24 protein-coding genes are annotated in these 23752 nt (G+C 32.6%); 11 read left to right on the forward strand and 13 right to left on the reverse strand.

The features are described from left to right. Positions 1 to 106 precede the first annotated feature (106 nt). The gene (locus tag FN795_RS01230) at positions 107 to 2482 is read right to left on the reverse strand and encodes an outer membrane beta-barrel family protein (protein ID WP_142448893.1); all 2376 of its coding nucleotides are present in this window, start codon (positions 2480 to 2482) and stop codon (positions 107 to 109) included. Between the two features lie 58 nt (positions 2483 to 2540). Here FN795_RS01230 and FN795_RS01235 point away from each other — a divergent pair, with 58 nt between their 5' ends. From FN795_RS01235 to FN795_RS01245, 3 genes are all read left to right on the forward strand, one after another. After that, entirely contained in the window at positions 2541 to 4253 is a 1713-nt protein-coding gene (locus tag FN795_RS01235) for a histidine kinase (RefSeq protein ID WP_244289932.1), read from the forward strand. Further along, on the forward strand, positions 4250 to 4945 hold the full coding sequence (locus tag FN795_RS01240) for a LytR/AlgR family response regulator transcription factor (protein WP_142448894.1): 696 nt from the start codon (positions 4250 to 4252) through the stop codon (positions 4943 to 4945). The genes FN795_RS01235 and FN795_RS01240 overlap by 4 nt, the downstream gene beginning before the upstream one ends. A gap of 151 nt (positions 4946 to 5096) precedes the next feature. Then, positions 5097 to 5477 (forward strand): hypothetical protein, encoded by a 381-nt coding sequence (locus tag FN795_RS01245; protein WP_142448895.1) that lies wholly within the window; start codon positions 5097 to 5099, stop codon positions 5475 to 5477. 31 nt (positions 5478 to 5508) lie between these two features. Here FN795_RS01245 and FN795_RS01250 read toward each other — a convergent pair whose 3' ends face one another. The 3 genes from FN795_RS01250 to FN795_RS01265 all read right to left on the reverse strand — a co-directional run bounded on the left by FN795_RS01250 (position 5509) and on the right by FN795_RS01265 (position 9206). Next, complete coding sequence (locus FN795_RS01250) at positions 5509 to 6207, reverse strand: DUF1826 domain-containing protein (protein WP_142448896.1); 699 nt, start codon at positions 6205 to 6207, stop codon at positions 5509 to 5511. A 218-nt stretch (positions 6208 to 6425) separates the two neighbouring features. After that, positions 6426 to 7148, reverse strand: a complete 723-nt coding sequence (locus FN795_RS01260) for a DUF2278 family protein (protein ID WP_142448897.1) — start codon at positions 7146 to 7148, stop codon at positions 6426 to 6428. Positions 7149 to 7562: 414 nt separating this feature from the next. Further along, the gene (locus FN795_RS01265) at positions 7563 to 9206 is read right to left on the reverse strand and encodes an alpha-L-fucosidase (protein ID WP_142448898.1); all 1644 of its coding nucleotides are present in this window, start codon (positions 9204 to 9206) and stop codon (positions 7563 to 7565) included. 213 nt (positions 9207 to 9419) lie between these two features. On the opposite strand from FN795_RS01265, the gene FN795_RS01270 reads away from it, so the two are divergent. The 4 genes from FN795_RS01270 to FN795_RS01285 all read left to right on the forward strand — a co-directional run bounded on the left by FN795_RS01270 (position 9420) and on the right by FN795_RS01285 (position 12748). Beyond that, positions 9420 to 10298, forward strand: coding sequence for a helix-turn-helix domain-containing protein (locus tag FN795_RS01270; protein WP_142448899.1), 879 nt, complete (start codon positions 9420 to 9422; stop codon positions 10296 to 10298). Between the two features lie 116 nt (positions 10299 to 10414). Beyond that, positions 10415 to 10843: a hypothetical protein gene (locus FN795_RS01275; protein ID WP_142448900.1), complete on the forward strand. Its 429-nt coding sequence runs from the start codon at positions 10415 to 10417 to the stop codon at positions 10841 to 10843. A 7-nt stretch (positions 10844 to 10850) separates the two neighbouring features. Further along, on the forward strand, positions 10851 to 12077 hold the full coding sequence (locus FN795_RS01280) for a hypothetical protein (RefSeq protein ID WP_142448901.1): 1227 nt from the start codon (positions 10851 to 10853) through the stop codon (positions 12075 to 12077). A 26-nt stretch (positions 12078 to 12103) separates the two neighbouring features. Further along, complete coding sequence (locus FN795_RS01285; RefSeq protein ID WP_142448902.1) at positions 12104 to 12748, forward strand: FEKKY domain-containing protein; 645 nt, start codon at positions 12104 to 12106, stop codon at positions 12746 to 12748. A gap of 150 nt (positions 12749 to 12898) precedes the next feature. Here the strand turns inward: FN795_RS01285 and FN795_RS01290 are convergent, their stop codons facing one another. The 6 genes from FN795_RS01290 to FN795_RS01310 form a co-directional block, all read right to left on the reverse strand. Next, the gene (locus FN795_RS01290; protein ID WP_142448903.1) at positions 12899 to 13705 is read right to left on the reverse strand and encodes a DUF2490 domain-containing protein; all 807 of its coding nucleotides are present in this window, start codon (positions 13703 to 13705) and stop codon (positions 12899 to 12901) included. 261 nt (positions 13706 to 13966) lie between these two features. Continuing rightward, a complete protein-coding gene (locus FN795_RS01295; RefSeq protein WP_142448905.1) occupies positions 13967 to 14344 on the reverse strand; it encodes a nuclear transport factor 2 family protein in 378 nt (125 codons plus the stop codon). Between the two features lie 51 nt (positions 14345 to 14395). Beyond that, positions 14396 to 14911 carry a PRC-barrel domain-containing protein gene (locus FN795_RS01300; RefSeq protein ID WP_142448907.1) on the reverse strand — a complete coding sequence of 172 codons (516 nt, stop codon included), beginning with the start codon at positions 14909 to 14911 and terminating at the stop codon, positions 14396 to 14398. A 65-nt stretch (positions 14912 to 14976) separates the two neighbouring features. Continuing rightward, positions 14977 to 15132 carry a hypothetical protein gene (locus FN795_RS21375; RefSeq protein WP_167498044.1) on the reverse strand — a complete coding sequence of 52 codons (156 nt, stop codon included), beginning with the start codon at positions 15130 to 15132 and terminating at the stop codon, positions 14977 to 14979. Positions 15133 to 15408: 276 nt separating this feature from the next. Next, positions 15409 to 15861 (reverse strand): hypothetical protein, encoded by a 453-nt coding sequence (locus FN795_RS01305; protein WP_142448909.1) that lies wholly within the window; start codon positions 15859 to 15861, stop codon positions 15409 to 15411. Positions 15862 to 15885: 24 nt separating this feature from the next. Next, a complete protein-coding gene (locus FN795_RS01310) occupies positions 15886 to 17016 on the reverse strand; it encodes a hypothetical protein (protein WP_142448910.1) in 1131 nt (376 codons plus the stop codon). A 692-nt stretch (positions 17017 to 17708) separates the two neighbouring features. Between FN795_RS01310 and FN795_RS01315 the strand changes: the two genes are divergently transcribed. Further along, on the forward strand, positions 17709 to 18497 hold the full coding sequence (locus FN795_RS01315; protein WP_142448911.1) for a polysaccharide lyase: 789 nt from the start codon (positions 17709 to 17711) through the stop codon (positions 18495 to 18497). Between the two features lie 70 nt (positions 18498 to 18567). On the opposite strand, the gene FN795_RS01320 is transcribed toward FN795_RS01315, so the two are convergent. After that, a complete protein-coding gene (locus FN795_RS01320; protein WP_142448913.1) occupies positions 18568 to 19656 on the reverse strand; it encodes an NADH:flavin oxidoreductase in 1089 nt (362 codons plus the stop codon). 237 nt (positions 19657 to 19893) lie between these two features. Between FN795_RS01320 and FN795_RS01325 the strand changes: the two genes are divergently transcribed. The 3 genes from FN795_RS01325 (at position 19894) to FN795_RS01335 (ending at position 21773) form a co-directional block, all read left to right on the forward strand. After that, complete coding sequence (locus FN795_RS01325; protein WP_142448914.1) at positions 19894 to 20259, forward strand: DsrE family protein; 366 nt, start codon at positions 19894 to 19896, stop codon at positions 20257 to 20259. 168 nt (positions 20260 to 20427) lie between these two features. Beyond that, the gene (locus FN795_RS01330) at positions 20428 to 20898 is read left to right on the forward strand and encodes a nucleoside deaminase (RefSeq protein ID WP_142448916.1); all 471 of its coding nucleotides are present in this window, start codon (positions 20428 to 20430) and stop codon (positions 20896 to 20898) included. A 2-nt stretch (positions 20899 to 20900) separates the two neighbouring features. Beyond that, positions 20901 to 21773, forward strand: a complete 873-nt coding sequence (locus tag FN795_RS01335) for a helix-turn-helix domain-containing protein (protein WP_142448917.1) — start codon at positions 20901 to 20903, stop codon at positions 21771 to 21773. 71 nt (positions 21774 to 21844) lie between these two features. On the opposite strand, the gene FN795_RS01340 is transcribed toward FN795_RS01335, so the two are convergent. Beyond that, positions 21845 to 22849 (reverse strand): VOC family protein, encoded by a 1005-nt coding sequence (locus tag FN795_RS01340; protein ID WP_142448919.1) that lies wholly within the window; start codon positions 22847 to 22849, stop codon positions 21845 to 21847. Between the two features lie 42 nt (positions 22850 to 22891). Next, complete coding sequence (locus FN795_RS01345; RefSeq protein ID WP_142448921.1) at positions 22892 to 23749, reverse strand: SDR family oxidoreductase; 858 nt, start codon at positions 23747 to 23749, stop codon at positions 22892 to 22894. Positions 23750 to 23752 lie beyond the last annotated feature (3 nt).

Raw genomic sequence — 23752 nt, forward strand, 5'->3', positions numbered from 1 at the left:
GATCCTTCATAAAATGGTTGTAAGTTTTGAAGTAAACGTCATTGTACAGGACAAAAGACAAAAATCATCTTTTACCGTTTTTTTCTGAAAGTCTTATTTTCAACTATTAATTACGATTAGCACTACTCGCTTGTCTAATCGCTTTTGGATCAGTTAAATTAAAACGATACACAAAACTAAGACGGTAGCGGGCTGCATTTGGCATACTGTTTTCAGTAATATAATAATCTGTTCCGGTTGTGGTACTTTTATTTTGGCGTAAGTCAAAAGCATTTGATACATCAAATACAATGGTAGCTTTGTCTTTCAATAAAATTTTGCTTAAACCAAAATCAAGCGATTGCAATGCCTCGTTTTTTGTTTGTGCATTTTGTTGTGCGCCTCGAAAGTTATAACGTCCCTGAAAACTAAATTTTGATGGCAATTTAACCTGAGTACTTAAACGTCCTGTAAACGTTTCTCCTTCATAGTCAAGGTTTTCTTCTTGATAACTTCCTTTTTGCGTAAAATGATAAAAATTCATTTCCAAATTTACCTGAAGCCATTTTAACGGATTATATAATGTCGAAAGTTCTATACCTCTTCGTATTTCATGCTGAATATTGATGGGCGTTGTATAAAAAATATCATTTTCGCGATAAGTAAAATCCTGAATGTAACCGCTTTCCCATTGATAATAAACGGAAGGATTCAGCGTAAATTTTTTCCATGTTTTAAGAAAAGCCAATTCAAATACATCAGAATAAGAAGGATTCAAATCCGGATTACCAATATATTGGGCATTCAAATCGGTTAATTCGTTAAAAGGATACAACGCATACAAAGGTGGACGGTTAATGCGCTTGCTGTAATTTAACTGCAAAGTAGAAGCTTCGAACTTATAACTTAAATTAACGGTCGGAAATAATCTGTTGTATTTTTTGTCATCGCTATAGGTATTTTTAATATCTGTAATAGAAATTTTGGTGAATTCCGTACGAAGTCCCAGCATATAATTAAATCTTCTGAGTTTGTTGCTGTATTGCGCATAAGCACTTGAAATGGTCTCAGTATAATTTAAATCATTATCAATATTCTGATAAATTGACCAACCATTCTCCTCTTGCTGTTCAGCCAAAAACTGACTCGAAACTTTACGAATTTCTGTCTTAACACCCATTTCAAATACAGAAACAGAATCAATTGGCTGAACAAAATCACTCTGCATAAGTAAATCTTTGCTACTTCCTATTGAATTGGTTCTAATGCCGGGATAAGCTATCATTTCTGGATATATACGTTGTGTCAAAAGATTCCACTTTTTGTCGCTGTTCCACCAATCATACTGAACATCGATAGTCCATTTTTTTGAAGGTTTTTTAAAAGTCTGTGTATAATTAAACTCAAATTGGTTGTAATCTCTTTTTTCCAATGATTTTCCTTCTCTTGTTAAAAGACTGTCGCGTGCATGATTTGCATTACTGTAATCATATAGCAAATAGGTTTTATCATCATCCTGCGTGGCATTTTTCAAGAAAGCGGCAGTAATTGTGCGATGCTCATCAATATAATAATCTGCACCCAGATACATCAATTTTCCATCATCATGGCGGTCTTCGTTCTGCACGTGGTTAAGATAATTTGGAGTACCATTATTTATAGTTGATTGATTTGTAGTATATAATCCAACGTAATCTGAGGAACGAATACCAAAATTGGAAAAAATATTGATTTTATCTGATTTAAAATTGATACTTGGATTAAATCGACTGTCATTTGGGGATCCGGCAACTAATCGGACCTGACCGCTGAAACCGCTTTTTTTGTTTTTCTTTAATATAATATTGATAATTCCTGCCGAGCCGGAAGCATCATACCGGGACGAAGGATTTGTTATTACCTCAACACGTTCAATCTGATCAGCAGCAATTTGATCGAGTGAATTACTTTGTGTTAAGCCAGATTGACGTCCATTAATTAATATCAATACACTGCTGTTTCCACGAAGACTTATTCCTCCTGTTGGACTAACTGTTACCGATGGAACTCCGTTTAAAACATCATGAGCAGAGCCATTCTGCGAAAGCACATCTTTACCTACTTCAAAAACCTTTTTATCCAGTTTTAAACTAACACTTGATTTTTGTCCCGTCACTTCTACCGCATTTAATTCTACCGCATCGGCATGTAAAACAATCGTTCCCAGTTCTATTTTTGGTTTTGCCGAAATGATTTCGAATGTTTGAGAATAATTTTGATATCCAATATAACTAAAAGAAATTGTCATTTTACCGCTTGGCAGTCCTTCGAAATTAAAGATTCCATGATCGTCTGTTACACCAACAGCTACTGTTTTTGAATTATTATCTTGTATTGATATTGTAACATACGGAATTGCTTCGTTCGTTACATTATCCAGAACTTTCCCGGAAACAGTTGTTTTCTGCGCAAAGCTAAATATCGGAATAAATAAAATTAAAATACTGGTTATTAAGACTTTCATATTTGTTGGTTTTATGATACAAGATTACTTTATAAAATAAAATCTTACCTTTTAAAACATGCGAACGGCTCTAGGAGCTTTCGAAATGCATTTCTGTATTCGATATTTATTTTATCTTTATATCATGCACAAATCATCCATTTTTATAGTTTTATTACTATTATTGTTTTCATCATGCAAACAATACACAGAGTTCATTAAATCTGATGTAACGTATTATGTTGACGATGATAAACCGCAGAATTTTCTTGGTCAATCAACAGATTCTATATTTAAAGTTATTATCGATGTTGAACTGCTTAAACGCGAAAACATTTCCAGTCCATTGGGCATACAAGTGACTGGTTTTGGTGCTTTTGATGTTTATTGGGATGGCGTTTTTGTGGGAAGAAATGGCAAAATGGTGAAATCCGGCCAAGCCGAAATTCCGGGAACTGAAATGACATATTATCAAATTCCCGAAAAATTAGCCAATTTAGGCAAGCATACTGTAACTGTAATCGGAACTCAAGTTTATTTAAGAGAATCTCAGCGAGGCATGAAGGTCAAACTTGAAAGCTTTTTAAGGCTTCATCGTGCACCGCTTGTTGTCATGTCTTTTATGAATCTCATGGCTGGAGCATTTCTTATTGCCTCTATTTATTACTTTTTTCTCTACATAAACAGTACGCGTAAAGAAGCAACTGTTTTGCTTTTTGGGATAATTTGCCTTCTCTTTTTCTGTCTTCTTATTGTAGAATACGTAAAATTTTATATTGATATTCCCTATACACATTTTTATACCCGATTACAGATTGTTGGCTTGCTGACATTTATAATTTCAATACTCGTCCCTTGGTATTTTATGCTGCAATTTGATTTTAAAAGAAAACAGTTGTTTTTATTTCTTTTGATAGCAAGTCTTATAACAATCTATATCGTTTACTACGGCGAATATGATAGGACAGCCATCTATTTTAGTTATGCAATGTGCATCGTCTCCTTTATTGTTGCCATTGATGCCGCATTCCGAAAAATTAAAGGCGGCTTAATCGTTGTGATTGGTTTATTGGTAAGCGTGATTGTAAACAAATATATTTTTTATGATTTTGGATTGTTCATAGCATTTACGATTATTGTTTTGTTAATGCTTTATCTGCATACTATTCGGGCAAAAGCTCTTGAAGAAGCGCATAATGCATCGTTATTACTTTCATCAAGATTACAGTTAGAACTGGTCAAGAAAAATATTCAGCCGCACTTTCTTCGTAATACACTGACTTCATTAATCGATTGGATCGAAGAATCTCCGCAACAAGGTGTTGTCTTTATTCGTGCGCTGGCAGATGAATTTGATATAATGAATTCTATTGCTGAAGACACATTAATTCCTATTCAGCAGGAAATAGAATTATGCCGAAAACATTTAGAAGTAATGTCTTTTCGAAAAGAAGTATGTTACAACTGGGAAGAAAAAAATATTGATGCAAATGAAGAAATTCCGCCTGCTGTTATTCATACGATTATAGAAAACGGAATCACACACAGCTTGCCTCCAAAACAAGGTTGTATTACTTTCTCGCTAAGCTTTAACCGAGAAAAACAATACAAGCAATATACATTGTTTACGATCGCAAAAAACAGAAACAGAAAGCGAGAAAACAGCAACGGAACAGGTTTTAAATACATAAAAGCCAGATTAAATGAAAATTATGGCAGCAACTGGGAATTTGATTCGTTTGCTGTAGAAGAAGGATGGTGTACAACAATTAAAATTTTTGCTAAAAAATGAAAATTCTAATTATTGAAGACGAGGCCCGAATTGCCAAGCGGATCGAAAGAATGACGCGTGATTTTTTTGATAAAGAGGTGCAGATTTTGCTTAGTGATTCTGTTGAAAATGGATTAAATACAATTGAAAAACAATCAATTGATTTACTTCTTCTCGATTTGAATTTGAATGGCGAAGATGGATTTGAAGTACTGCAGACTGTTGTCGCAAAATCGTTTCAAACCATTATTATTTCCGCTTATACGGATAAAGCAATTCTGGCATTTCATTATGGAGTTTTGGATTTTGTTCCAAAACCATTTGATGCCAACCGACTTGCTCAGGCCTTTACACGTTTTACAACACCAGAAAAAACAAATGGGCAGGATATTCAGTTTTTGGCCGTAAAAAAAGGAAAAACGATCAAACTCATCACCATTAAAGATATAAGATATATAAAAGGCGCTGGAATTTATACCGAATTACATTTAGCAAATGGCCACGTAGAACTACATGATAAGTCTATGGAATCTTTAGAAAAATTATTGCCAGCAGAATTTGAGCGAATTCATAAATCTTATATTCTTTGCTGGCAAGAAGCTGATAAACTTATTGTAGAAACCGGCGGAAAATATAATATATTACTTAAAAATGGTGAGTTATTACCTGTAGGCCGTTCAAAATACAAGGAAATTAGGCCTAAATTGATTTAGTTTTCCTTTTATTTTAAGATTTAAATAACACAAACTGGATTTTTTCATTCACAAAAAAGTACGTTATTTACTCCAAAATCTTATTATCAATCTATATTACAGTAGTAAATTATAAGAAGAGCTATTGATAATTTAAAATTAAAACCCATTCATGAACAAAAAAAATGTTTTTACCATTACAATTTGCATTTGTTTTATAATGCAAATGATTTCTCAAGAAAAACAAATTATTAATAATACTGAAAAATACAAACAATTTGGTTTGGTTTGGGGATTGATGAAATACCAGCATTCTGAAGTAAGTAATGGAAAATACAATTGGGACGAAAAATTTGTTGAAAATTTTGATAAACTTGAAAGCGTAACTTCGCAAACAAACCTCAATGCATTTTTATTAAATTTTATTTTATCGATTCCAGAAAGCAAAATTAAAACCAATACTGATACGGATAATTTATTTGCAAAAAATTATGATTATAAATGGATTGAACAGTATTCAGACAACAAGGAACTTTATGCCAGTATTAAATAATTCTTCAACAACATTATCCAAACAATTTCCTCTAACAAATTAACAACAACCTATATTCACCATCATTCTCTATTGGTGCCCTATGAATACAAGGCAATACTTGTTGCTTTGGATGATCAACAGCCAGTCTCCAAAGATGTCCTAAACCTAAATTAATAGGTACTGCATCTGCATGTAGTTGGTAATGCAAATCAAAATAATTTTCCTTTAAAAAGTTTTCGAATTCTTTCTCTGCTCCATCATAAAGCTCTTTCAGCTTTGCTCGGATTTCTGGAATTAGAATTTTTTGATCTGCCTGCGAATTAGAAACGATATCACTTGCCGCTCCGTGATAAGTACATAAAAAAGTATCTGTTGCAATAGGAGAACGGTCAACATGAAACGAATACACATCAGTAGATATAAAATCAAATTCATCATCGCGCTCATAACATTTCAGTAAGTTAAGAGAAGGCGAAGCTCCAAAATCGGTTAATAATTCTAAATCATTTAAAATTATTTGTCTTGCTATATTGCCCTTTTCTGAAAGTTGCAGTGCGATCAGATTTTCAGGAAAAACTTCGGTTATATTTTCTTTTAAAGATAATTTGGCTACAATCTCATTAAAATCGCCATCCAAATTTCTGTACCAGCATAATGCATTCTTTTCTCCCTTGAAATCAATATGCACAAGATCAGAAAAAGTAGATACTATTCCAATTTGGTTGTTATCAGAAAAGGTATTGTTCATAGTATAATATTGCAGCGATAAATTACTGGTAAAACGTTAGTTTAGTTCCATTCTGGAAACTGTTTTTTTATTTAAGCCAAGCTTTTTAATTGCTTTCATAAATAATAAATAACTTAGATGCAATCTCGTTAAAATTACCATCTAAATTTCTGTACCAAAATAACGAATTTATTTTACCCTTAAAATATCGGTATGCACAAGCTCAGCGAAAACAGTTACTATATTGGGTGGCCAAAATCATCCGTTTTGAAAGATTGTGTTGCAAATTTATTAAAGAAACCTACATAACTTCCATCTGCTTTTTGAACTATCGTGGCTCCATCCTGCCATATTGCGTTATCTGCAGAATGGCCTCCATTTATAGGATCGCCCTGATTTTGATGGATATCGTGCACACCATTACCTGTATTAAAAAATTGACCTAAAATCAATAATTTATCTCCCTGAACCAATACAGATTCTAATTGTTCTATAGCGTCAATATTACTTCCTATTTTCCAAAACGATGATTGCTCCAGAACTATAATTTTAAAAGGTGCATTGGATCTTATTTCTGATTTCTCAAATTGTTTCAATTTCGTTGGATAAATCCATGGCGGTATTTTTATAATCCAATTATAATAAAACAATATTGGTATTCTTATGGTCACCCACATTGGTTTCCATCTTATATAATCAATAGCACCACTCGATTCATTAGAAACCAAATGAGTCCATCCATCTGGCTTTGATGCAATCATAGCTACATCGCTGGCAGAAAGATTAATAATCCTCCATTGTATTTGTGTTGACTGACTATCAACATCTATAGCACAACGATAATTAATTCCGTTAGCCAGAATTTCAACATTTCCATGATAAAATTTTCCAAAATTATCCGGTTGATCTCGATAATATTTAAATTTAGTACCCTTAAGTACTCCGTATTTGTCTAATGGCATAGCTCAACTTTTATTAGGTTAATTTTCCCTGATCGGGGCTTATAACATATTTTTTAATAAGTGGCGTTTAACAGAAAAACAACGGGAGTATAAACAATATGTCTTCATAAACAAAAATAAGAAAATTCACTCAATCAAAAACAAGTACAACTACCTGTTTTTCAAATACATAATCCTTAAGTAGATTTTAAAGACATATTTCAGATATATCTCAAATTAAGTTCTTTATCTAAGATCAATATCAAATAAAAATCCACTCATCTGGCCTTATTTATCTAAATATAAAATGCCTCCGTTTAAAGAGGCATTTTTTTTTAAATAAAAATATAAGTTGTCAAAAAAAACCCTACAACTCCATTCCGGAAACTGGGTTCGATCTTTAATTTTTAACAGTCATTCTCAAACAACTCATTTTTAACTTATTTCTAAAGCATTAGCAAATGAAGCTTCTGTTTTTTGTTTAGGAAAATACACTTCGAGTGCTTGACTGTTTTGTTTAAAATTAAGTTTTTCTCCTGTACTAACAAGTTTAATCTGTTTTATTTTTCCGGTATAATAAGACATTTCTGTGCCTAAACTTTTAATAACGGCAATTCCGTTTTCTGGCCAATCCATAACGGTCGCATAAAGAACATTGTCTTTTTGGACAAAACGAATGTCTTGTGATGTAAAAGGTTTTCCTTTTCCTTCATTGAAACCCTGCGCTGTTAATGCTCCGGCACTTTCCTGTTGAGGTCCTTCCCCAAATATTTTCCACGGACGTGTACCATAAATACTACTACCGTTAAGCTTCATCCAAGCTCCAATTTCCTTTACAATTTGTCGTTCTAATTCATCGATACTTCCATCACCTCTTACCGGAATATTAAGCATTAAATTCCCATTTTTGCTTACTACATCTATTAGCGAGTGAACAACCGTTTTAGCTGATTTGTAGCGCTTATTTTCATAAACACTTCGGTCGTAATGCCAGTTGCCAATGCAAGTATCTGTTTGCCAAGGCAATGGTTCAATTTCATTACTTTGTCCTTTTTCAATATCCCAAACCAAGGCTTTTCTCTGCTGTTCGGTTAAAATTTTACCTGTAATTACGGTTTGAACGCTTTTATTTTCTTGAAAACTTTTATTATACAGATGCGCAGCAATACGCAAACCCGCATCGCTAATTGGCCACAGTGGCAACGCTGTATCATCAAAATAAAGCATATCAGGATTATACTTATCGATTAAATCAATGGTTCTGTTATGAAAATTTTCGACGTAAGTTTCACTCGGTTTTGCCACGCCGTTACCCCAGTTCCATTGGCTGTGTATACCATTATTGTCATCACTTTTTTCGCTTAGCGGATGATTCTGCGCATACAATTCCTGTGGATCTAAACCTTCCCACCAAGTTCCTTTTCCATCGGCTTTTGTCAATTTTCCATCATAAGGGACACCTGCCAAAGGGCCATTTTTATCAGAACGCTGTGCTGTCTCAAACCAACTCCAGGCATGCGCAGCGTGAACACTTACAGCAAAAGGAAGATTCGCTTTTCGGGCAGCTTTTTCCCATCCGGCTATAATATCTTTTTTAGGCCCCATTTTGGTCGAATTCCAATTTGGCTGATATTTGCTGTTATAAAGATCTAAATTATCATGATGGTTTGCCATAGCCATAAAATACTTAGCTCCCGCGTCTTTATATAAACTGACTAACTCTTCCGGATTCCAATTATCAGCTTTCCAAACGTTGATTATATCTTTAAAACCAAATTTAGAAGGATGTCCGTATTTTTCTAAATGAAATTTATATTGACGAGAACCTTCCTGATACATACTTCTTGCGTACCAATCACCAGCTTCAGGTTCACACTGCGGTCCCCAATGCGCCCACATTCCAAATTTAGCATCGCGAAACCAATCCGGAACCTGATATTTGGCAAGTGAATCCCAAGTGGGTTCAAAAGGACCTTTGAAATCTGGTGAACCTAAAAGGTTTCTTTGAGCCAACAAAGGCGATAAATACAAACCAACAATTCCTGATGCTGCTAATTTTATGGCGTTACGTCTATTCATTTTATTCTTATTTTTTTACTTCTTAGCTTTTTTTTACCAATTCTAATAATCTTAATTCAGATTAAAATTTCTGTATTTTTTTATTCTAAAAGCTTAAAAATTATTTGTTTTAATGCTAAAATTTAAATTATCCCAAAAGCAAATATATCGGATAAGTGATATATTTGTTTTATCTAAATCCGATTTTATATTATTTAAAAACGACTTTTTATCATGTTCAAAAGCACTTTTAAACATTCATTCTCTTTATTGCATGTAGATTATGTGAAATTGTATCAAAATTGGAATTACAATAATGTAATTAGTCCGTATTATCGCTTGTATTATATCGACGAAGGCGAAGGATTTATTTCTGACCAGTATGGGCGCTTAACTTTAGAACCCGGAAATCTATATCTTATTCCCAGTTTTACAATATGTAATCTAAATTGTGACGATTATTTAAGTCAATTTTTTATTCAATTTTTTGAAGAATCACCAGATGGAATCTCGCTTTTTAGCAACAATAGATCTGTGATGAAATTACCTGCGGAAGAAATTGACATTGCCCTTATTAAAAGATTACTTCAGAGTAATCCCGGAAGAGGAATTAATCGATCCGAGAATCCGGAAGTTTACGAAAAAGAGGTGTATTACAAGGAATATTTGTCTTTAAACAATAGAATGAAACCACACTTAGCTTTTGAAAATCAGGGAACTCTTATTCTTTTAATTTCTAAATTTCTGAAGTTAACGAATTTGAAAGCAGACGAAACAAAATCTATTTCTTCTAAAATACTAGATACAATGAGCTACGTTCAGCTCAATTTAAGCAAGAATATTACGGTTTCTGAACTTGCTAAAAGAGTAAATCAAAATCAGGATTATTTTTCAAAGCAATTTCTAAATCACACCGGACAAAGACCATTAAATTACATTCATGAGAAAAAAATAGAAAGGGCGCAATATCTTATTACAACCACAACTAAAAGTTTCCTCGAAATTGCTTTAAATACCGGTTTTTCTAATTTGCCACACTTTTCAAAAATATTTAAACAGATCGTAAAAGTAACTCCCGGTGAATATCGCAATAAAAACACTTTTTTGAATTGAATCGATATGAGCCAAAATAATTTTATCTTCACTCCCAACCTTTTTTGTTAAACTACACTCTTTAATATAACACAGGGTAACTGAAACATCAAGCTTATAAAATCAAAACATACCTTATGAAAACAGCAATTTTATCTCTTTTATTCTTTACTGGCATTATGTGTCAGGCGCAAACCAAAGTAATCTCATATAAGAGCCACAGCGGTTCTAAGAGCTCATTTGCAAAAGCATATCGAAATAATTTATTTGATTTAAAGCATTCTAACTTTGGTATAGTCACCGTAAGAATTCGCAGGCTAGATACTATTATTGCCGTGAACAATTCTATAACGTTGGTTAAATATAGAGAGTCTATTGCCGAATACAATTTGCATACCAAATTTGAGGATTTAGAAAAATCTGATTTTATTCATAAAACAGATACTATATCCAATAATCAAATATTGAATAAAAAAAATACGGTGAAGTTTATAAAAAAATCTTCTCCCGTATTGTTTGATACTCCTATAGATGAGGTTGTTTTTATTGGTTTCAAAAACAATTAATTTTTAGATGAGAAAATCAATACTTTTTAATTATCAGGCACTTCTAATATTTGCATTTTTAGGAGTATTATTTGTGCCTTTTTCTTTTCGGAATCTTGATTTTCAATCGAAAATAACAGCATTTTTATTTGAAGATTTAATACATCTTATTACTTCAAATTTTAAAAATTTTCTTGTTGTAAATGCTGAAATTACTTCAGATTCAACAACACTTTATATACTGTTTTTTATCCTATTGCTTCTTGCAGTAATTTTTACTGCAGTACTTTCTTTTTTCAGTTTTTGGAAGACTAATCAAGATTTAATTTTCAGGGCAATCCAAATCATTTTGACTTATTATCTTGCCTTTATAATGCTCAAATATGGTTTTGATAAAGTCTTCAAGGTTCAGTTTTATCTTCCGGAACCCAATATTTTATACACGCCTTTAGGAATGTTGGATAAGGATATTTTGTTTTGGAGTAGTATGGGAACTTCTTACAGCTATAATGTTTTTATGGGATTAATGGAAGTTATTCCTGCCCTATTATTACTGTATAACAAAACGAGAATTCTTGGTCTTTTTATACTTTCGGGAGTTTTACTGAATGTTGTTTTTATCAATTTTGGATTTGATATTTCGGTAAAATTATATTCCTTGTTTTTACTTCTGATTTGCTTTTTGTTGCTTGCTCCGAATTTGAAAAAGATCATTCAGTTTTTCATATTCAATAAACCAACTGCATCAGCCCGACTTAAAGGCTCAGATTTAATAACTTCAAAAACAATAAAATGGTGTATCAAAACAATTGTGATTTTTTTCTTTTTCACTGAATCGCTTTTTCCGTATCTGCAAAAAGAAACTTATAACAATGAAACTATTATCCAAAATCCATTGCATGGTGCTTATGAAGTCGTAAAAATTGAAAAGAATGAAACGCAGAAAAACAATGTAAATCAAAAGATAAAACGCATTTTCGTTCACCGAAATAATTATTTTATTTTTCAATATGCAGATGATACAATGGAAGATTTTTATTTAGAAATCAACCCGATTCAAAATCAATTTATATTAACCGATTACAATGCTGAGAAAATAAAACTGCAATACAAATACTCTAAATCTTCAAAAACATTAGAACTATATTCTCCGGAATTAGGTATTAGGATTTATTCAAAAACATTGCCATGGAAAAAACTTCCTTTACTACAACCTCTTTTTCATTGGACAGTAGATGAAATTGGTAAGAACTAAAAAAAAAATTGAGTAAAAAGTTAACTATGAAAAACCTAACAATAATTCTTATTCTACTACTGTTTTCACAATTATCTTTCTCTCAGGACAGAATTGTTTTGGGCGTTGTTACTGATAGTACCGGACTTCCAATTCCGGGAACAACTATCTCAATTGAAGGAACAAAAAAATATACTCAAACCGATTTTAATGGTTGGTATTCTATTAATGTAAAACCAGATCAGTTCTTAATTTTCACCTTAGTAGGCATGAAACCTAAAAGAGTTAGTGCAGCCCAAGATAAAATTAATGTAGTCCTACAAATAGATCCTGTTGAGCTTAAAAATATGATGGGGCCTGTTTTCACAACTCAAAAAAAAAGAAGTTTTCTTAATGCAGTTAAAACGCTGTCAGCAGAAGAAATAAAAAATAACAATGATCCAAAATACAATTTCAAAAAGGATTATGACGATAAATTATTAATCTTTATTTCAGATTATACGCTAAAAAAAGCAGACTTAGAATTTCAAATAAAGTACAAAATAAGTTATTGCTCAATCCTAAATTATAGTGTGGAATATGCAAAAGTTTACAATAAACTTACTTTTAAATATTTGAAGAAGAAATATAAAAAAACCTGGCAATCTGAAATCAAAAAAGATGCTATCGGGTTAGATGCCTTTTTAGAATAAAACATTCGACATTTCATAACTGTCAAAAACCATTGGTTTGCCTTCTCTGTCATTTTTTAGCAGTTCAACACCAGCAAGACTTGCAAATCTAGCCATCAAATCTACACCTACAACAATATCATGACTTTGGCTTTCTTCTTTTGTTGTAAATTAATCTGCACCGCCGTCAACACTGTCAAAAGTTTCTCTTTCTTTAGGTCTGATACTGTATTTAACAGAAACCATTGGTCCGTAGTAAACATCAAATTGAGTTCCGTTTGTACGAAGTTGCATCTGGCCAATTATACCGGCCAGAAAATGAATATTTGGTGTAATTCCTGCCGTATAATAAACCGATAATCTGAAAATATCAAAATGTTCTTCGGCATAATCTTTATTGGCGAATTTTAGCATCAATTCTGTATAATATCCTATGTTTGGCGCGAGAAACAGTGGTTTCTCTTTAGTTTGACGGAGATAATGATTTACTCCAAATCTTGCCCTTAATCGCGGAATTACTTGTTGCTGTCCGGTTCTGTCATCAAAAAATTTCGTTTCAAAACGCACTTGCTCAAAAAGCGAACCCTTCGGCATTTCCTGTGTATAAGTTCCCATTACAATTAAACGGTTTTCAAGCGTTTCGTAATTGCCCATTTCTGCTAAGGCATATTTTTGATTGTGTGCATATCCAAGCCACAATTTCATATTCTTCAAACCCGAAAAAACAATCCACGGTCTTATAACTTTGCGTTGCGTATATTCAAACGGATTAGTGCTTTCATAAGTTCCTTGCGTAACTAATTGAAAATCGACCTGACCACTCAAATGCCATTTATCGTATATCGGAAAAGCGATATCGCCTTCTGTAATAGAAGCTGGAATAAATCCCATAGTGTACGGTGCATCTTGTTGTGCATATACAATTGATTGAGAAATAATAGAAAACAGTATAATAATCGCCTTCTTAATTTTACTCATAGCCTTTCTAATAAAGTATTGTGTATTATTTCTTTTTTTGTGTCAACATTTATAACACTTATTGATTAAAAAATGCCTTAAAACTGAAAGATTACATCGCTTTTTATCAATTCATCCGAAAATTACAATTAATAGAAAAATCATTTTTTTTAAACATGTTTCAAATTATAATCTGAAACAAACTTTCTAAGTTTAGAGATACGCTTAAAAAAAACCGCTAAACTTTAGGTTTAGCGGTTTTTTATGTCTTGTACTTGCAATCTATTGCTGATACAATTCTGTCTCTGTATGAAGTGCACAAACCCAATTGTTATCTTTTTTAACCCAAGTAGAAGTACACACACATTTCATTGGCGAATTTTCTTTATCATCTGCTATTTCTAATTCTATTAAATATCCAATTATTGTAGTATTTTCGGTAATTAACTTTTCTTCCACATCAGAAATATTCAATACTTTTATTTTACCACTATCAACAGATTCAAACATCTTTTTAAACATAGATTCGTCTACACTTTGTAACCCAGTTTTACCGGCTATCATGCAAGGAAACAACGTAAGTTTTTTTACCGTTTCATAATCATGATTTTCCATTCCCTGCCAATATCTTTTTTCCAGTTCAATAATTTGCGTTTCCATAATCATCTTTTTAATTGATCAAACAATTTACAAAAAATCTGATAAAAAAAATTATTTGTGGTCAAATTCTCTGCGGTCATAAAAGGTATCATCATCGCTATAATACACAGAATCAGGATCATTTCTTTCAGGATAATACGAATTCATTACTCTTCTTTCATAGTCTCTATCGAAATTGTGTTGCCTGTTATATCTATTTGTATTTCTGAATGTATCATATCCTATGCTACTTGCCATAACGATTTTCGTGTCTTTATTTATGCTAACAGATCCAATTGGTATGATAATATGGCTATCTCCGTCTTTATAGAGAAATTCCCTTCCATTATCGTTCGCAATAACGTCATGTACCTCATTGTGTTTGTCCTCAATTAGTTCCTTAGCTACTTTCACATCCAGATAAACAACACGCTGCATATCTTTATTCACCCAGAGATTATCAATTGTACCTATGGTGCGGTTGTCAGCATCTACTATCTTCCATCCTCTTACATCAGAATAATTTGACGCAATTTTATAATCAGATAATTCGTCCAATCTATATAGGTTTCTGTTTTTATTTTCCATAATTTCTAATTTTGATTATATATTTTTTGCCGAATTTAACTTTGGTGTTTCCTGGCTATTGTGCTCTATTGTGCACTTGTAGTGTTTTCAATTTCTACACTGTTTTCATTGTGAACGGTATGGTCACAAAAATAGATGTAGTATATAATCCCTGCGATTAATAACAGCAAAGCAACCCAGGGCCATACCGGTTTTTTCTTCTCAATTTTAATTTCTGCCATAACTCTATTTTTTTTAATTTTATAATAGTTTCAATACATCATTAAAGTTACAAAGGAGAGAAAAGTAAGACGTATTTAATTTCAGCAGGATGTTACAAAATTCCCAGTAGATAAATTTGGAAGATTATTTTAAGAAATCGGTACTAAATAAAAAACGCTAAACCAAAGGTTTAGCGTTTTTTGCTTTTTTTTTTAAAACTCTAAAATTTTAGATTACAGATCTTATTTATTTTCAATTAGTTCAATACTTTGTTGCAACGATTTTTCAGTTTTTATTTATTTCAATAAACCCAATAAAACATTCATTCTATCTATAAAATACTGGGCAGTTTTTATATAAAATATCCGTTGATCATCTACAAGGTTTTTATCTTTATCCCACACAAATTTTCCAGGATGTTTTTGTTGAAATTCTTTCATCAATTTAGCAATATACCAATACGATGATCTTTTCCATTCGCCCTCAACAAGATCCATTTCTTTCATTTTTGAAGGAGTATTGCTTTTTTCAAGAACTTTCCTTACTGCAAAAAACACATCGGCCTGATAATCCTGCAAAACATGATAATATTCTTTACGGCAATCAAGTTCATGATCTGGATGTTCTTTTATACATTGTTGCAAATCATTTTTAAACATGGCTAATGTATCACTATATCGAACATTTAAATCTTGCGAAAAACAATGCAATATTGGAAAAAGTAAAAAGATTAAAATTTTAAAATTCATATTTTCTATAGCTATCGCTAACTTTTAATAATAAGAAATTTTACGAGTTATAAGGGTTGTAAATTTTACACCTTTTATAACTGTATCCCAAGTTTCTGTTTCCCAGTTGCCAAACTTTTCATAGGTAAAATAACGTGGCCTGATTTTTTCCTTTTCGCCTTTCTTTTGACTATAAATAAACCTGCCATTATTGTCATAAATGTAATTGATAACTACTTCTGGTTCTTTCTTATTTTTTCTCTTAATTTGGTTTATTTTACCGTTTTTGTCATAACTAAAAGAACAGCTTTCTTTATCGCGATCCTGGTAATTCGCAACTCTTCCCAATTTATCATAATTTATAGTAAAATCGTATTTAACATCACTACTACTATAACTGTAGAAAACTTTAACTCTATCTACGATATTTGAATTATTTAAATAATAAACCGACTTTGAAATTAATCCTTTTTCCTCATCTGTTTTATCAGCTAATTCCGTTTTTTGTTCTTTGGCATAATACCCTTTTTCTACAATGGAATCTTTGTAATTTTCATAAAAAATCTCCTTTCCGTCGATAAAATCTTTTGAATATCCCGGTCTCTTTCTAACAGAATAATAATATTTTTTCTCTAATTGATTGGATTTTGAAAATTGATACTCAACAACTTTCCTAAAAGTATTTACTCCGCCAGTACCATGAAGTGCGGATGAATATAATTCTTTAACTATATTCCTGTTATGGTCAAAAAATATAGAATCAATGGAAGTGGAAAACACTCGATCTTTATATTTCACAAGTGACTCTTGTTTTATCACTATCAAATTCTCAAAATATTCGTATGATCTATTGTTTTCATCCACATAATCCTTAAAGTGCGCAATTGTACCGTCTTGATTGAATTGGTAATAATATTCTATCGTACCATCTGTATTGGTGTCAATAGTTAACTCCTTAACGGGTTTATCTTTTCTTAAACCAAAATCATTAAAAGTAAGATAATATTCTTGCCTTTTGTATTCATTTTCAACATTTGTATTGAAATACGTCGCAATACCTAATTCATATTCTGCTAGCGGAACGTCGCTGTTTTTATCTAATTGCGGAGTAAAGTAAGTTTGAGCAGAAAGTTTGAAAAATAACAAACAAAAAATTGCAGTGTAGTTTTTTAGCATTTATTGGAATTTTACAACTAATTTTTAAAATATTGTATCTTATTTACTTTCAATCAATTTAATGCTTTTCTGCAACGCCTTTTCGATTTGAATAATATCCAAAAAAAATCATTTTTAAGGTCAGTTTTGTATTTTGATGTCGTAAAATGGTTTCGCTAATTTAATTAAATATTTGAATTAGTTGTTTAATCAATTTATTTTAATGAAATCTAGTAAATACTTCAAATCTTGATTTTAAAAATCTTTTATTTTTCCCTATAATCCTTATTCTCTTTCCCAATTTGAAAAAAATAACATTATTTAATCAAAATTATAATTAACTGATTTTTAGATATTTTATATTTAATTTAAAAATTTAACAAGTTTTTATTTATAAAAACAATTAATTTGAACGCAAAATCTGTACACTGGATTATTGTGTACGTAAAACCGTACTTTATTACTCCTTCTCAAAACAATAATTAATCACCTTTACACTATCAGTTGCAAACATAATAACAAGTACAATCTTAATATTAAAAACACAACTATATAAATTTCAACACATTGAATAAACATATAAAAAAAGTTGTTTCAATTGCATGCAATTATGAGAATGAGAAAACATGTAATGTATTTCAGTGTCAAATAATATAATGACTATCTATTATTTACTAACCATAAATTATTTACTAACCTTTAACCCTTAAAAAATGAAAAAAATCCTAAAATTAACAAGTTTACTATTTATTACAGCATTAGTATTTGCTTCCTGCGAAAAGGAACAAAATCTAAATGTGGCGGAATCTGCTGTTAAAGATGAGCTTAAAATCGTCAACAATTCTGTTACCGCTAAAGCCGCAGCAGAAAACGTTGCCGCGCTAGCAGGTGGTGGCGCCGGAGCCAGAACAATTACATTGGGAACAAATACATTATCTTGTCCTGGTGGTTTATGTACATCTTTCGGTGTTTGGTCAACGGGCGTTTACACTGTTTGGTTCCAAATGAAATTTAATTCCGGTTTTTATTGGAGCCGTGGCGGAAAATGCGGATACGGTATCTTAATTGGTGATCAGAATACAGGTGGCGATCCAGGATGGGATGGAAATGGCGGTAGCGCAAGATTTATGTGGTATTGTCCAAATGGTTCAAATACTGCTAAAGGAAGCGGTGCTTACTTGCAACCTTACGTTTATTATAGAGATCAGCCTGGACAATTTGGTAATGATTTTGGAAAAAAATATTACATCCAAGAAGGCGTAACATACAACTGTCAGATATCTGTTAAATTAAATACAGGTTCAAATACTGATGGATATGTGAAATACTATGTAAATGGTACAGAAATCCTAAATCAAAAAATTCGTTGGGTGACTAATGATGCTAAGCGTAATGTCAATGCAGTAAGTTTGCATACTTTCCGTGGCGGAAGTCAAGAATATTGGAAAGCTCCTGTAACAAGTTCTATTTACTATCCTAGTGCGTCTTGGGATGCGCAATAATAATTAATTTAGTTTGTTGTATTGAAGCCGCCTTATTAGGCGGCTTTCTTTTTTTTAATATTGAAAACTTTTACAAAGAGCCTGCCTTTACAAAAGTCTGCCAACCTCTCATGGTATCGATGAAACGTTCACTTAATCCTCCTTGTCTCAGATAATCAGCCATTACAGGCAATTGTGGACTATCGTACATTGGGTTTGCTTTTACTTGAAGAGGAAAATCCCTCTGAAGAATCGCTGCACGTGCAATAAGCACAAAATCACAACCTTCATCAAGAAGTTCTCCGGCGCGTTGTGCACTCATAATTTTTCCTGCCGCGCCTAAACGCACACCTTTACGCGGAAGTTCTGTAAAAACACTGAGCATGGTTTTTCCTTTAAAAGTTCCTTGACGAACTATTTGTGCCGAATCCCAAAGCGCTAAATCCAAATAATCAATTAATTCCCGATTAAAAATATCAGCGGTAACTTCGCGTAATTCTTCTAAAAGAAGTCCGTAACGTTCAATGGACAATCGCCAGCCAATCTGGAAATCAGGCCCGCAAGCTTTTCGAATTCCTTCAATAACTTCAATCGTAAAACGAGCACGATTTTCCAGACTTCCTCCGTATTTATCCGTACGATCGTTCAAATTTGGTGACATGAATTCTGAAAGTATCCATCCAAAAGCTCCATGGACTGAGATTCCATCAAATCCTGCCAATTGCGCTCTTTTTGCGGCAGCGATGAAACTGTCGCGAATTCGTTCTACCTCTTCGGTTGTAATTGCTTTAATTCCTTCTACTGTTTTACCAGAGGCTGGAGCTGGTATTCCTCCAATTGAAGGCTTAGCACGATGTCCGGCATGATGCAATTGTACTGCCGATAACGCATCGCCATCACGAATAGCTGATGCCATTTTGTTCAATCCTGGCAAATGATCATCACTATGAATACCTAATTGCCTTTCAAACGCTATACCTCCCGCCTCTACTGTAGAAGCACTCGTTTGAATCAATCCGTAACCACTTTGCGCAAGCTGTTCCATCCAATATTGATCATATTCAGATGCCGTACCATCATAGTTACTTTGTTGGCTGGTTAAGGGTGCCAGCATAAAACGGTTTCTCATTGCAGGGCCATGCAGCAACGTAAGTGGTTTAAATAAATCAGAAACAGACATTTTTATATTTTTTAAAGTTCAACTTCTATCGATTATTATTTGATGCAAAATTGTCCCGATAATCGTTCATGAAAAATGGATGTTTTTTACTTTATAATGGATGTTTTGAACCTTAGTTTTTAAAGACTTTTGATGAAAAATTTTTGAGAAAAAAATCTCCATTATAAAGTAAATTTTCTCCATTCTTTAGCAGGTATAGTCGTTGGATCTTTGCCTTGTTAATAAAAACAATTCAAAATGAAAAAAACAGCTATTATTATTCTTTCTGATCCAAAAGCGGGTTCAGAAGAGGCTTTAGGACGTGTATTCAATGCTCTAGCATCAGCATACGAATTCAAACACGAAGGTGAAGATGTAAAAATTATTTTTCAGGGAACAGGTATAAGATGGCCTGAACAACTTGAAAAACCTAAACATCCAGTTCATGGCCTTTATAATGAAGTAAAAGATCATGTTCACGGCCTTTCAAAAGGATGTGTTGCGGTATTTGGTACAGAAATATCAGGCTATGATTTACTGAATGATAATGCAGTACCGGGGACTCCGGGTTTACCAAGTTTTGTAAATCTTAGAAAAGAAGGTTACGAAATTTTGGTTTTCTAAACCAACTTGATAACTGCCCTCTTTTTCATTTAGAGGGCAGTTATTAATTTTATGAAAATAGATTTGAGCTGTTTTCCGGCGACTAGTAATCGTCTAAAATAATGCTCTTTTTTGAGTAAATTAGCGCAACCGGAATACATTCGCCAATCAAAATATGAGCTCTAAATTATGAAAGAGGATTTACACTATTTTATGCATCAATGTTTGGATCTTGCCAAAACCGCGCTACAAACAGGAAATCCTCCTGTAGGCGCATTGATTGTACTTGACGGCAAAATAATTGGAACCGGAATTGAATCAGGAAAATCAACGGGAGACATTACGAATCATGCAGAAATAATGGCAGTTCGAGATGCATTAAAAAATGGATATTCGGATAAATTACATCTAACACAAATGTATACCACGCACGAACCTTGCATTATGTGTTCTTATATGATTCGTCATCATAAAATAGCTAAAATTATTTATGGTACAGCTGTTCCTTATGTAGGTGGTTTCACCTCAAAATATAATGTTCTGGCGACAGAAGATGTACCAAAATGGGGAAATAAACCAAAAATAACAGCAAATGTATGTGTTGAAGAATGTGATAAACTTAATGCTGAGTTTGTAGAACTATTAAACAATCTCAAATAATTATGTTGTCACAATCTGTACATACACTGGTTAATCAACAAAATGGGAATTTGTCATTTAAAGTATTTGAGTTTGACAACAGCAGTTATTTTGATCATATTCAGCGAAATAATTATTTCACTATAATTATTATTACTTCCGGCGAGGGATTAGCTAAAGTGGATCTTTGCGAGTATTCATTCAAAGAGAATACTTTATTTGCGTTTTATCCTTATCAGCCTTTTATGCTCGCTTCAGATGGACCACTTACAGGCATCTCCATTCAGTTTCATCATGAATTCTTTTGCATATACAGACATCATAAAGAGATTGCCGCAAACGGGATTTTATTCAATAATATCTACCAACAGCCTTTTATTCTTCTTGATGAAAATACTAAGCAGACATTAATGAATATCGTCAGAGAAATTGTCAATGAATTGAAAATGGAAGCTTTAAGGAAAGATGAAGTTCTGGTTTCGTATTTGAAGATATTCCTCGTTTTTGCTACGCGAATAAAATTGGAACAGCAATCTATCAAAGAGGTAAATGGCAATGAAAAACAGCTTTTGATGGTACAGAACTTAAGAAATGCCATTGAAGAAAACTTCAGAGCAAAACATTCTGCCAGCGAATATGCTGATATGCTACACGTATCGCCAGTCGTACTTGCGCGAGCAGCGAAAAATCATTTCAATATGACGCTTTCAGATTTGATAACAGAAAGAATCATTGTTGAAGCAAAAAGAGAATTATATCTCACAAACAAAACAGTAAAAGAAATTGCCTATGAATTGGGTTATGATGATGAATACTATTTTAGCAGAGTTTTTAAAGGAAAAACGGATACATCGCCACAATTATATAGAGATACAATAGGTTTTAACAAAGGTTAACCCTGATTTAAAATTAAAAAGCCAAAACAATAAATTCTGGCTTTTTAAACTTATAAAATGAATTAATTCGATTATTTCTGATCAACAAAAACGTACAGCTTTTGTATTTTTCCGTTTTCAATTACAAACAAATCCATTCCGCTCACAACTGCTGGTTTTACTTTTGAACCAAACTGCCAATACAATCTAACTACATTGTGATTCGTTTCTACTGATTTTGCAGTAAATCTAAAATCAGGATTTTTACTCTGAAGTTCTACAATAAATTTGCTGATATCCTCTGTTCCTTCGGCAATAAAATGATGGTCTACCATTTCTACATTCGATGCGTAAACTTCATTTAATGAAGCTTTACGTTTTACTTCATCTTTTTCATTCCAAATTTTAAGATGATTTTCAACTATAACTGTATTCTTTTTGGCATCGAAATCATCTCCAGAAAGTTTTTTAACTGCATTATTCTTTGGCGACCATAATACCGTTTTTGGATGTGATTTTTCGTATCCTTTTCCATTCGGATAAGAAACCAATTCCATTTTAGAACCCCATGGCGTTTCAAAATAAACCCATGATTCCCCAGCTGTATCGCCAGATGGCGTTGTAAAAGGTTCTCCCAATATTTTTAAACCTTTACTTTTTAAATATTGTACAGCTGCATTAATATCATTCACGTAAAATGCAATATGTGATGCTCCAATATCATCGGTATTTGGATGATTAATACTTCCTTTATTTTCGGCATATTCAAATACTTCTATACTGGCTCCATTTCCGGCATTTATCATTTTAATGGTAACAGCACCTGTGTTAGGATTGATGTTATTTAATTTCTTCCAATCAGCGTCAAGCGGAATTGGTCCTAATTGTGTTACTGGTTTAAAACCAAGTACATCATCAAAAAATGTAACGGCTTTATTGAGATCCGGAACATTAATTCCGACATGATCTATTCCCACGATATCAATCTTATTTTGAGCTATTGTTTTTTCTGAAGCTGAAAAAAGTATTAATACATTCAGCATTGCTGCAGCTGAAGTCTGCACTTTTCTATTTGATTTTTTATGATTTGTTTTCATTTTTATAAAACTGTTTTGAATAAATTATTTGATGTTTAAAAATTAATTAGTGTAAGCTGCTACCCATTTTGCTTTAATATTGGCACGCGCTTCAATAAATTCTTTGTCAGTTCCCTGAGCAATGGCATCAAGTGGAAAACGAAGTGGTCGCTCCCCTTTTTTCATACTTACTAATTCTAAAATACCGTCAGCAATAGTTTGCGGATTCATATCGAACTGAGCCATTTTACCAAATAATGCTGTACCTAAAGCGTTGAATTTTTCTGTTGCAGCTTCTCCGTATTCTTCTATAATTTCAGCTTTATCGGCATGAATACCTGCTTTAGAACCGTTATTCATTTCAGTTGGATAAACTCCTGGCTGAATGCTTACATTTTCAATTCCGTAAGCTGCAAGTTCATCTTGTAATCCTTCTGTAAAACTTTCAACCACCAATTTTGATGCGATATACGGAATCATAAAAGGAAGTGTATGTCCGCTTGCTCCGGTTGTAATATTGATGACAAGTCCGTTTTTTTCTTTTCTCATAGAAGGAAGAACTGCCTGATACATACGAAGTACGCTGTAAACATTCACATCGAACATTTTACGAACCTGATCAATTGAATAACCTTCAAGCAAACCAAAACCACTTACTGCTGCGTTATTGATAAGAACATCAATTTTTCCGTATTTAATTAGGATTTTTTCGACAGCTTCACGAACCGATGCATCGTCTGTAATATCAATATCGACTACTTCAATGTTTTCTATTGCTTCCAGTTCTTTTGCCGGAGCAGCATTTTTATCTTTTGTGTTGCGCATTCCTGCAATAACAGAATGACCAGCATTTGCTAACGTTATTGCTGTAAGTTTTCCAAAGCCTGTACTTGTTCCTGTAATAAAAATTGTTTTTGACATGAT

It is taken from the genome of Flavobacterium resistens (assembly GCF_900182645.1).
GTDB lineage: Bacteria > Bacteroidota > Bacteroidia > Flavobacteriales > Flavobacteriaceae > Flavobacterium > Flavobacterium resistens.

Bases quoted from the DNA above. Each gene is read 5' to 3' on its own strand.
- FN795_RS01230 (WP_142448893.1), bottom strand. From the start codon at position 2,482: ATGAAAGTCTTAATAACCAGTATTTTAATTTTATTTATTCCGATATTT.
- FN795_RS01235 (WP_244289932.1), top strand. From the start codon at position 2,541: ATGCGAACGGCTCTAGGAGCTTTCGAAATGCATTTCTGTATTCGATAT.
- FN795_RS01240 (WP_142448894.1), top strand. From the start codon at position 4,250: ATGAAAATTCTAATTATTGAAGACGAGGCCCGAATTGCCAAGCGGATC.
- FN795_RS01245 (WP_142448895.1), top strand. From the start codon at position 5,097: ATGAACAAAAAAAATGTTTTTACCATTACAATTTGCATTTGTTTTATA.
- FN795_RS01250 (WP_142448896.1), bottom strand. From the start codon at position 6,207: ATGAACAATACCTTTTCTGATAACAACCAAATTGGAATAGTATCTACT.
- FN795_RS01260 (WP_142448897.1), bottom strand. From the start codon at position 7,148: ATGCCATTAGACAAATACGGAGTACTTAAGGGTACTAAATTTAAATAT.
- FN795_RS01265 (WP_142448898.1), bottom strand. From the start codon at position 9,206: ATGAATAGACGTAACGCCATAAAATTAGCAGCATCAGGAATTGTTGGT.
- FN795_RS01270 (WP_142448899.1), top strand. From the start codon at position 9,420: ATGTTCAAAAGCACTTTTAAACATTCATTCTCTTTATTGCATGTAGAT.
- FN795_RS01275 (WP_142448900.1), top strand. From the start codon at position 10,415: ATGAAAACAGCAATTTTATCTCTTTTATTCTTTACTGGCATTATGTGT.
- FN795_RS01280 (WP_142448901.1), top strand. From the start codon at position 10,851: ATGAGAAAATCAATACTTTTTAATTATCAGGCACTTCTAATATTTGCA.
- FN795_RS01285 (WP_142448902.1), top strand. From the start codon at position 12,104: ATGAAAAACCTAACAATAATTCTTATTCTACTACTGTTTTCACAATTA.
- FN795_RS01290 (WP_142448903.1), bottom strand. From the start codon at position 13,705: ATGAGTAAAATTAAGAAGGCGATTATTATACTGTTTTCTATTATTTCT.
- FN795_RS01295 (WP_142448905.1), bottom strand. From the start codon at position 14,344: ATGGAAACGCAAATTATTGAACTGGAAAAAAGATATTGGCAGGGAATG.
- FN795_RS01300 (WP_142448907.1), bottom strand. From the start codon at position 14,911: ATGGAAAATAAAAACAGAAACCTATATAGATTGGACGAATTATCTGAT.
- FN795_RS21375 (WP_167498044.1), bottom strand. From the start codon at position 15,132: ATGGCAGAAATTAAAATTGAGAAGAAAAAACCGGTATGGCCCTGGGTT.
- FN795_RS01305 (WP_142448909.1), bottom strand. From the start codon at position 15,861: ATGAATTTTAAAATTTTAATCTTTTTACTTTTTCCAATATTGCATTGT.
- FN795_RS01310 (WP_142448910.1), bottom strand. From the start codon at position 17,016: ATGCTAAAAAACTACACTGCAATTTTTTGTTTGTTATTTTTCAAACTT.
- FN795_RS01315 (WP_142448911.1), top strand. From the start codon at position 17,709: ATGAAAAAAATCCTAAAATTAACAAGTTTACTATTTATTACAGCATTA.
- FN795_RS01320 (WP_142448913.1), bottom strand. From the start codon at position 19,656: ATGTCTGTTTCTGATTTATTTAAACCACTTACGTTGCTGCATGGCCCT.
- FN795_RS01325 (WP_142448914.1), top strand. From the start codon at position 19,894: ATGAAAAAAACAGCTATTATTATTCTTTCTGATCCAAAAGCGGGTTCA.
- FN795_RS01330 (WP_142448916.1), top strand. From the start codon at position 20,428: ATGAAAGAGGATTTACACTATTTTATGCATCAATGTTTGGATCTTGCC.
- FN795_RS01335 (WP_142448917.1), top strand. From the start codon at position 20,901: ATGTTGTCACAATCTGTACATACACTGGTTAATCAACAAAATGGGAAT.
- FN795_RS01340 (WP_142448919.1), bottom strand. From the start codon at position 22,849: ATGAAAACAAATCATAAAAAATCAAATAGAAAAGTGCAGACTTCAGCT.
- FN795_RS01345 (WP_142448921.1), bottom strand. From the start codon at position 23,749: ATGTCAAAAACAATTTTTATTACAGGAACAAGTACAGGCTTTGGAAAA.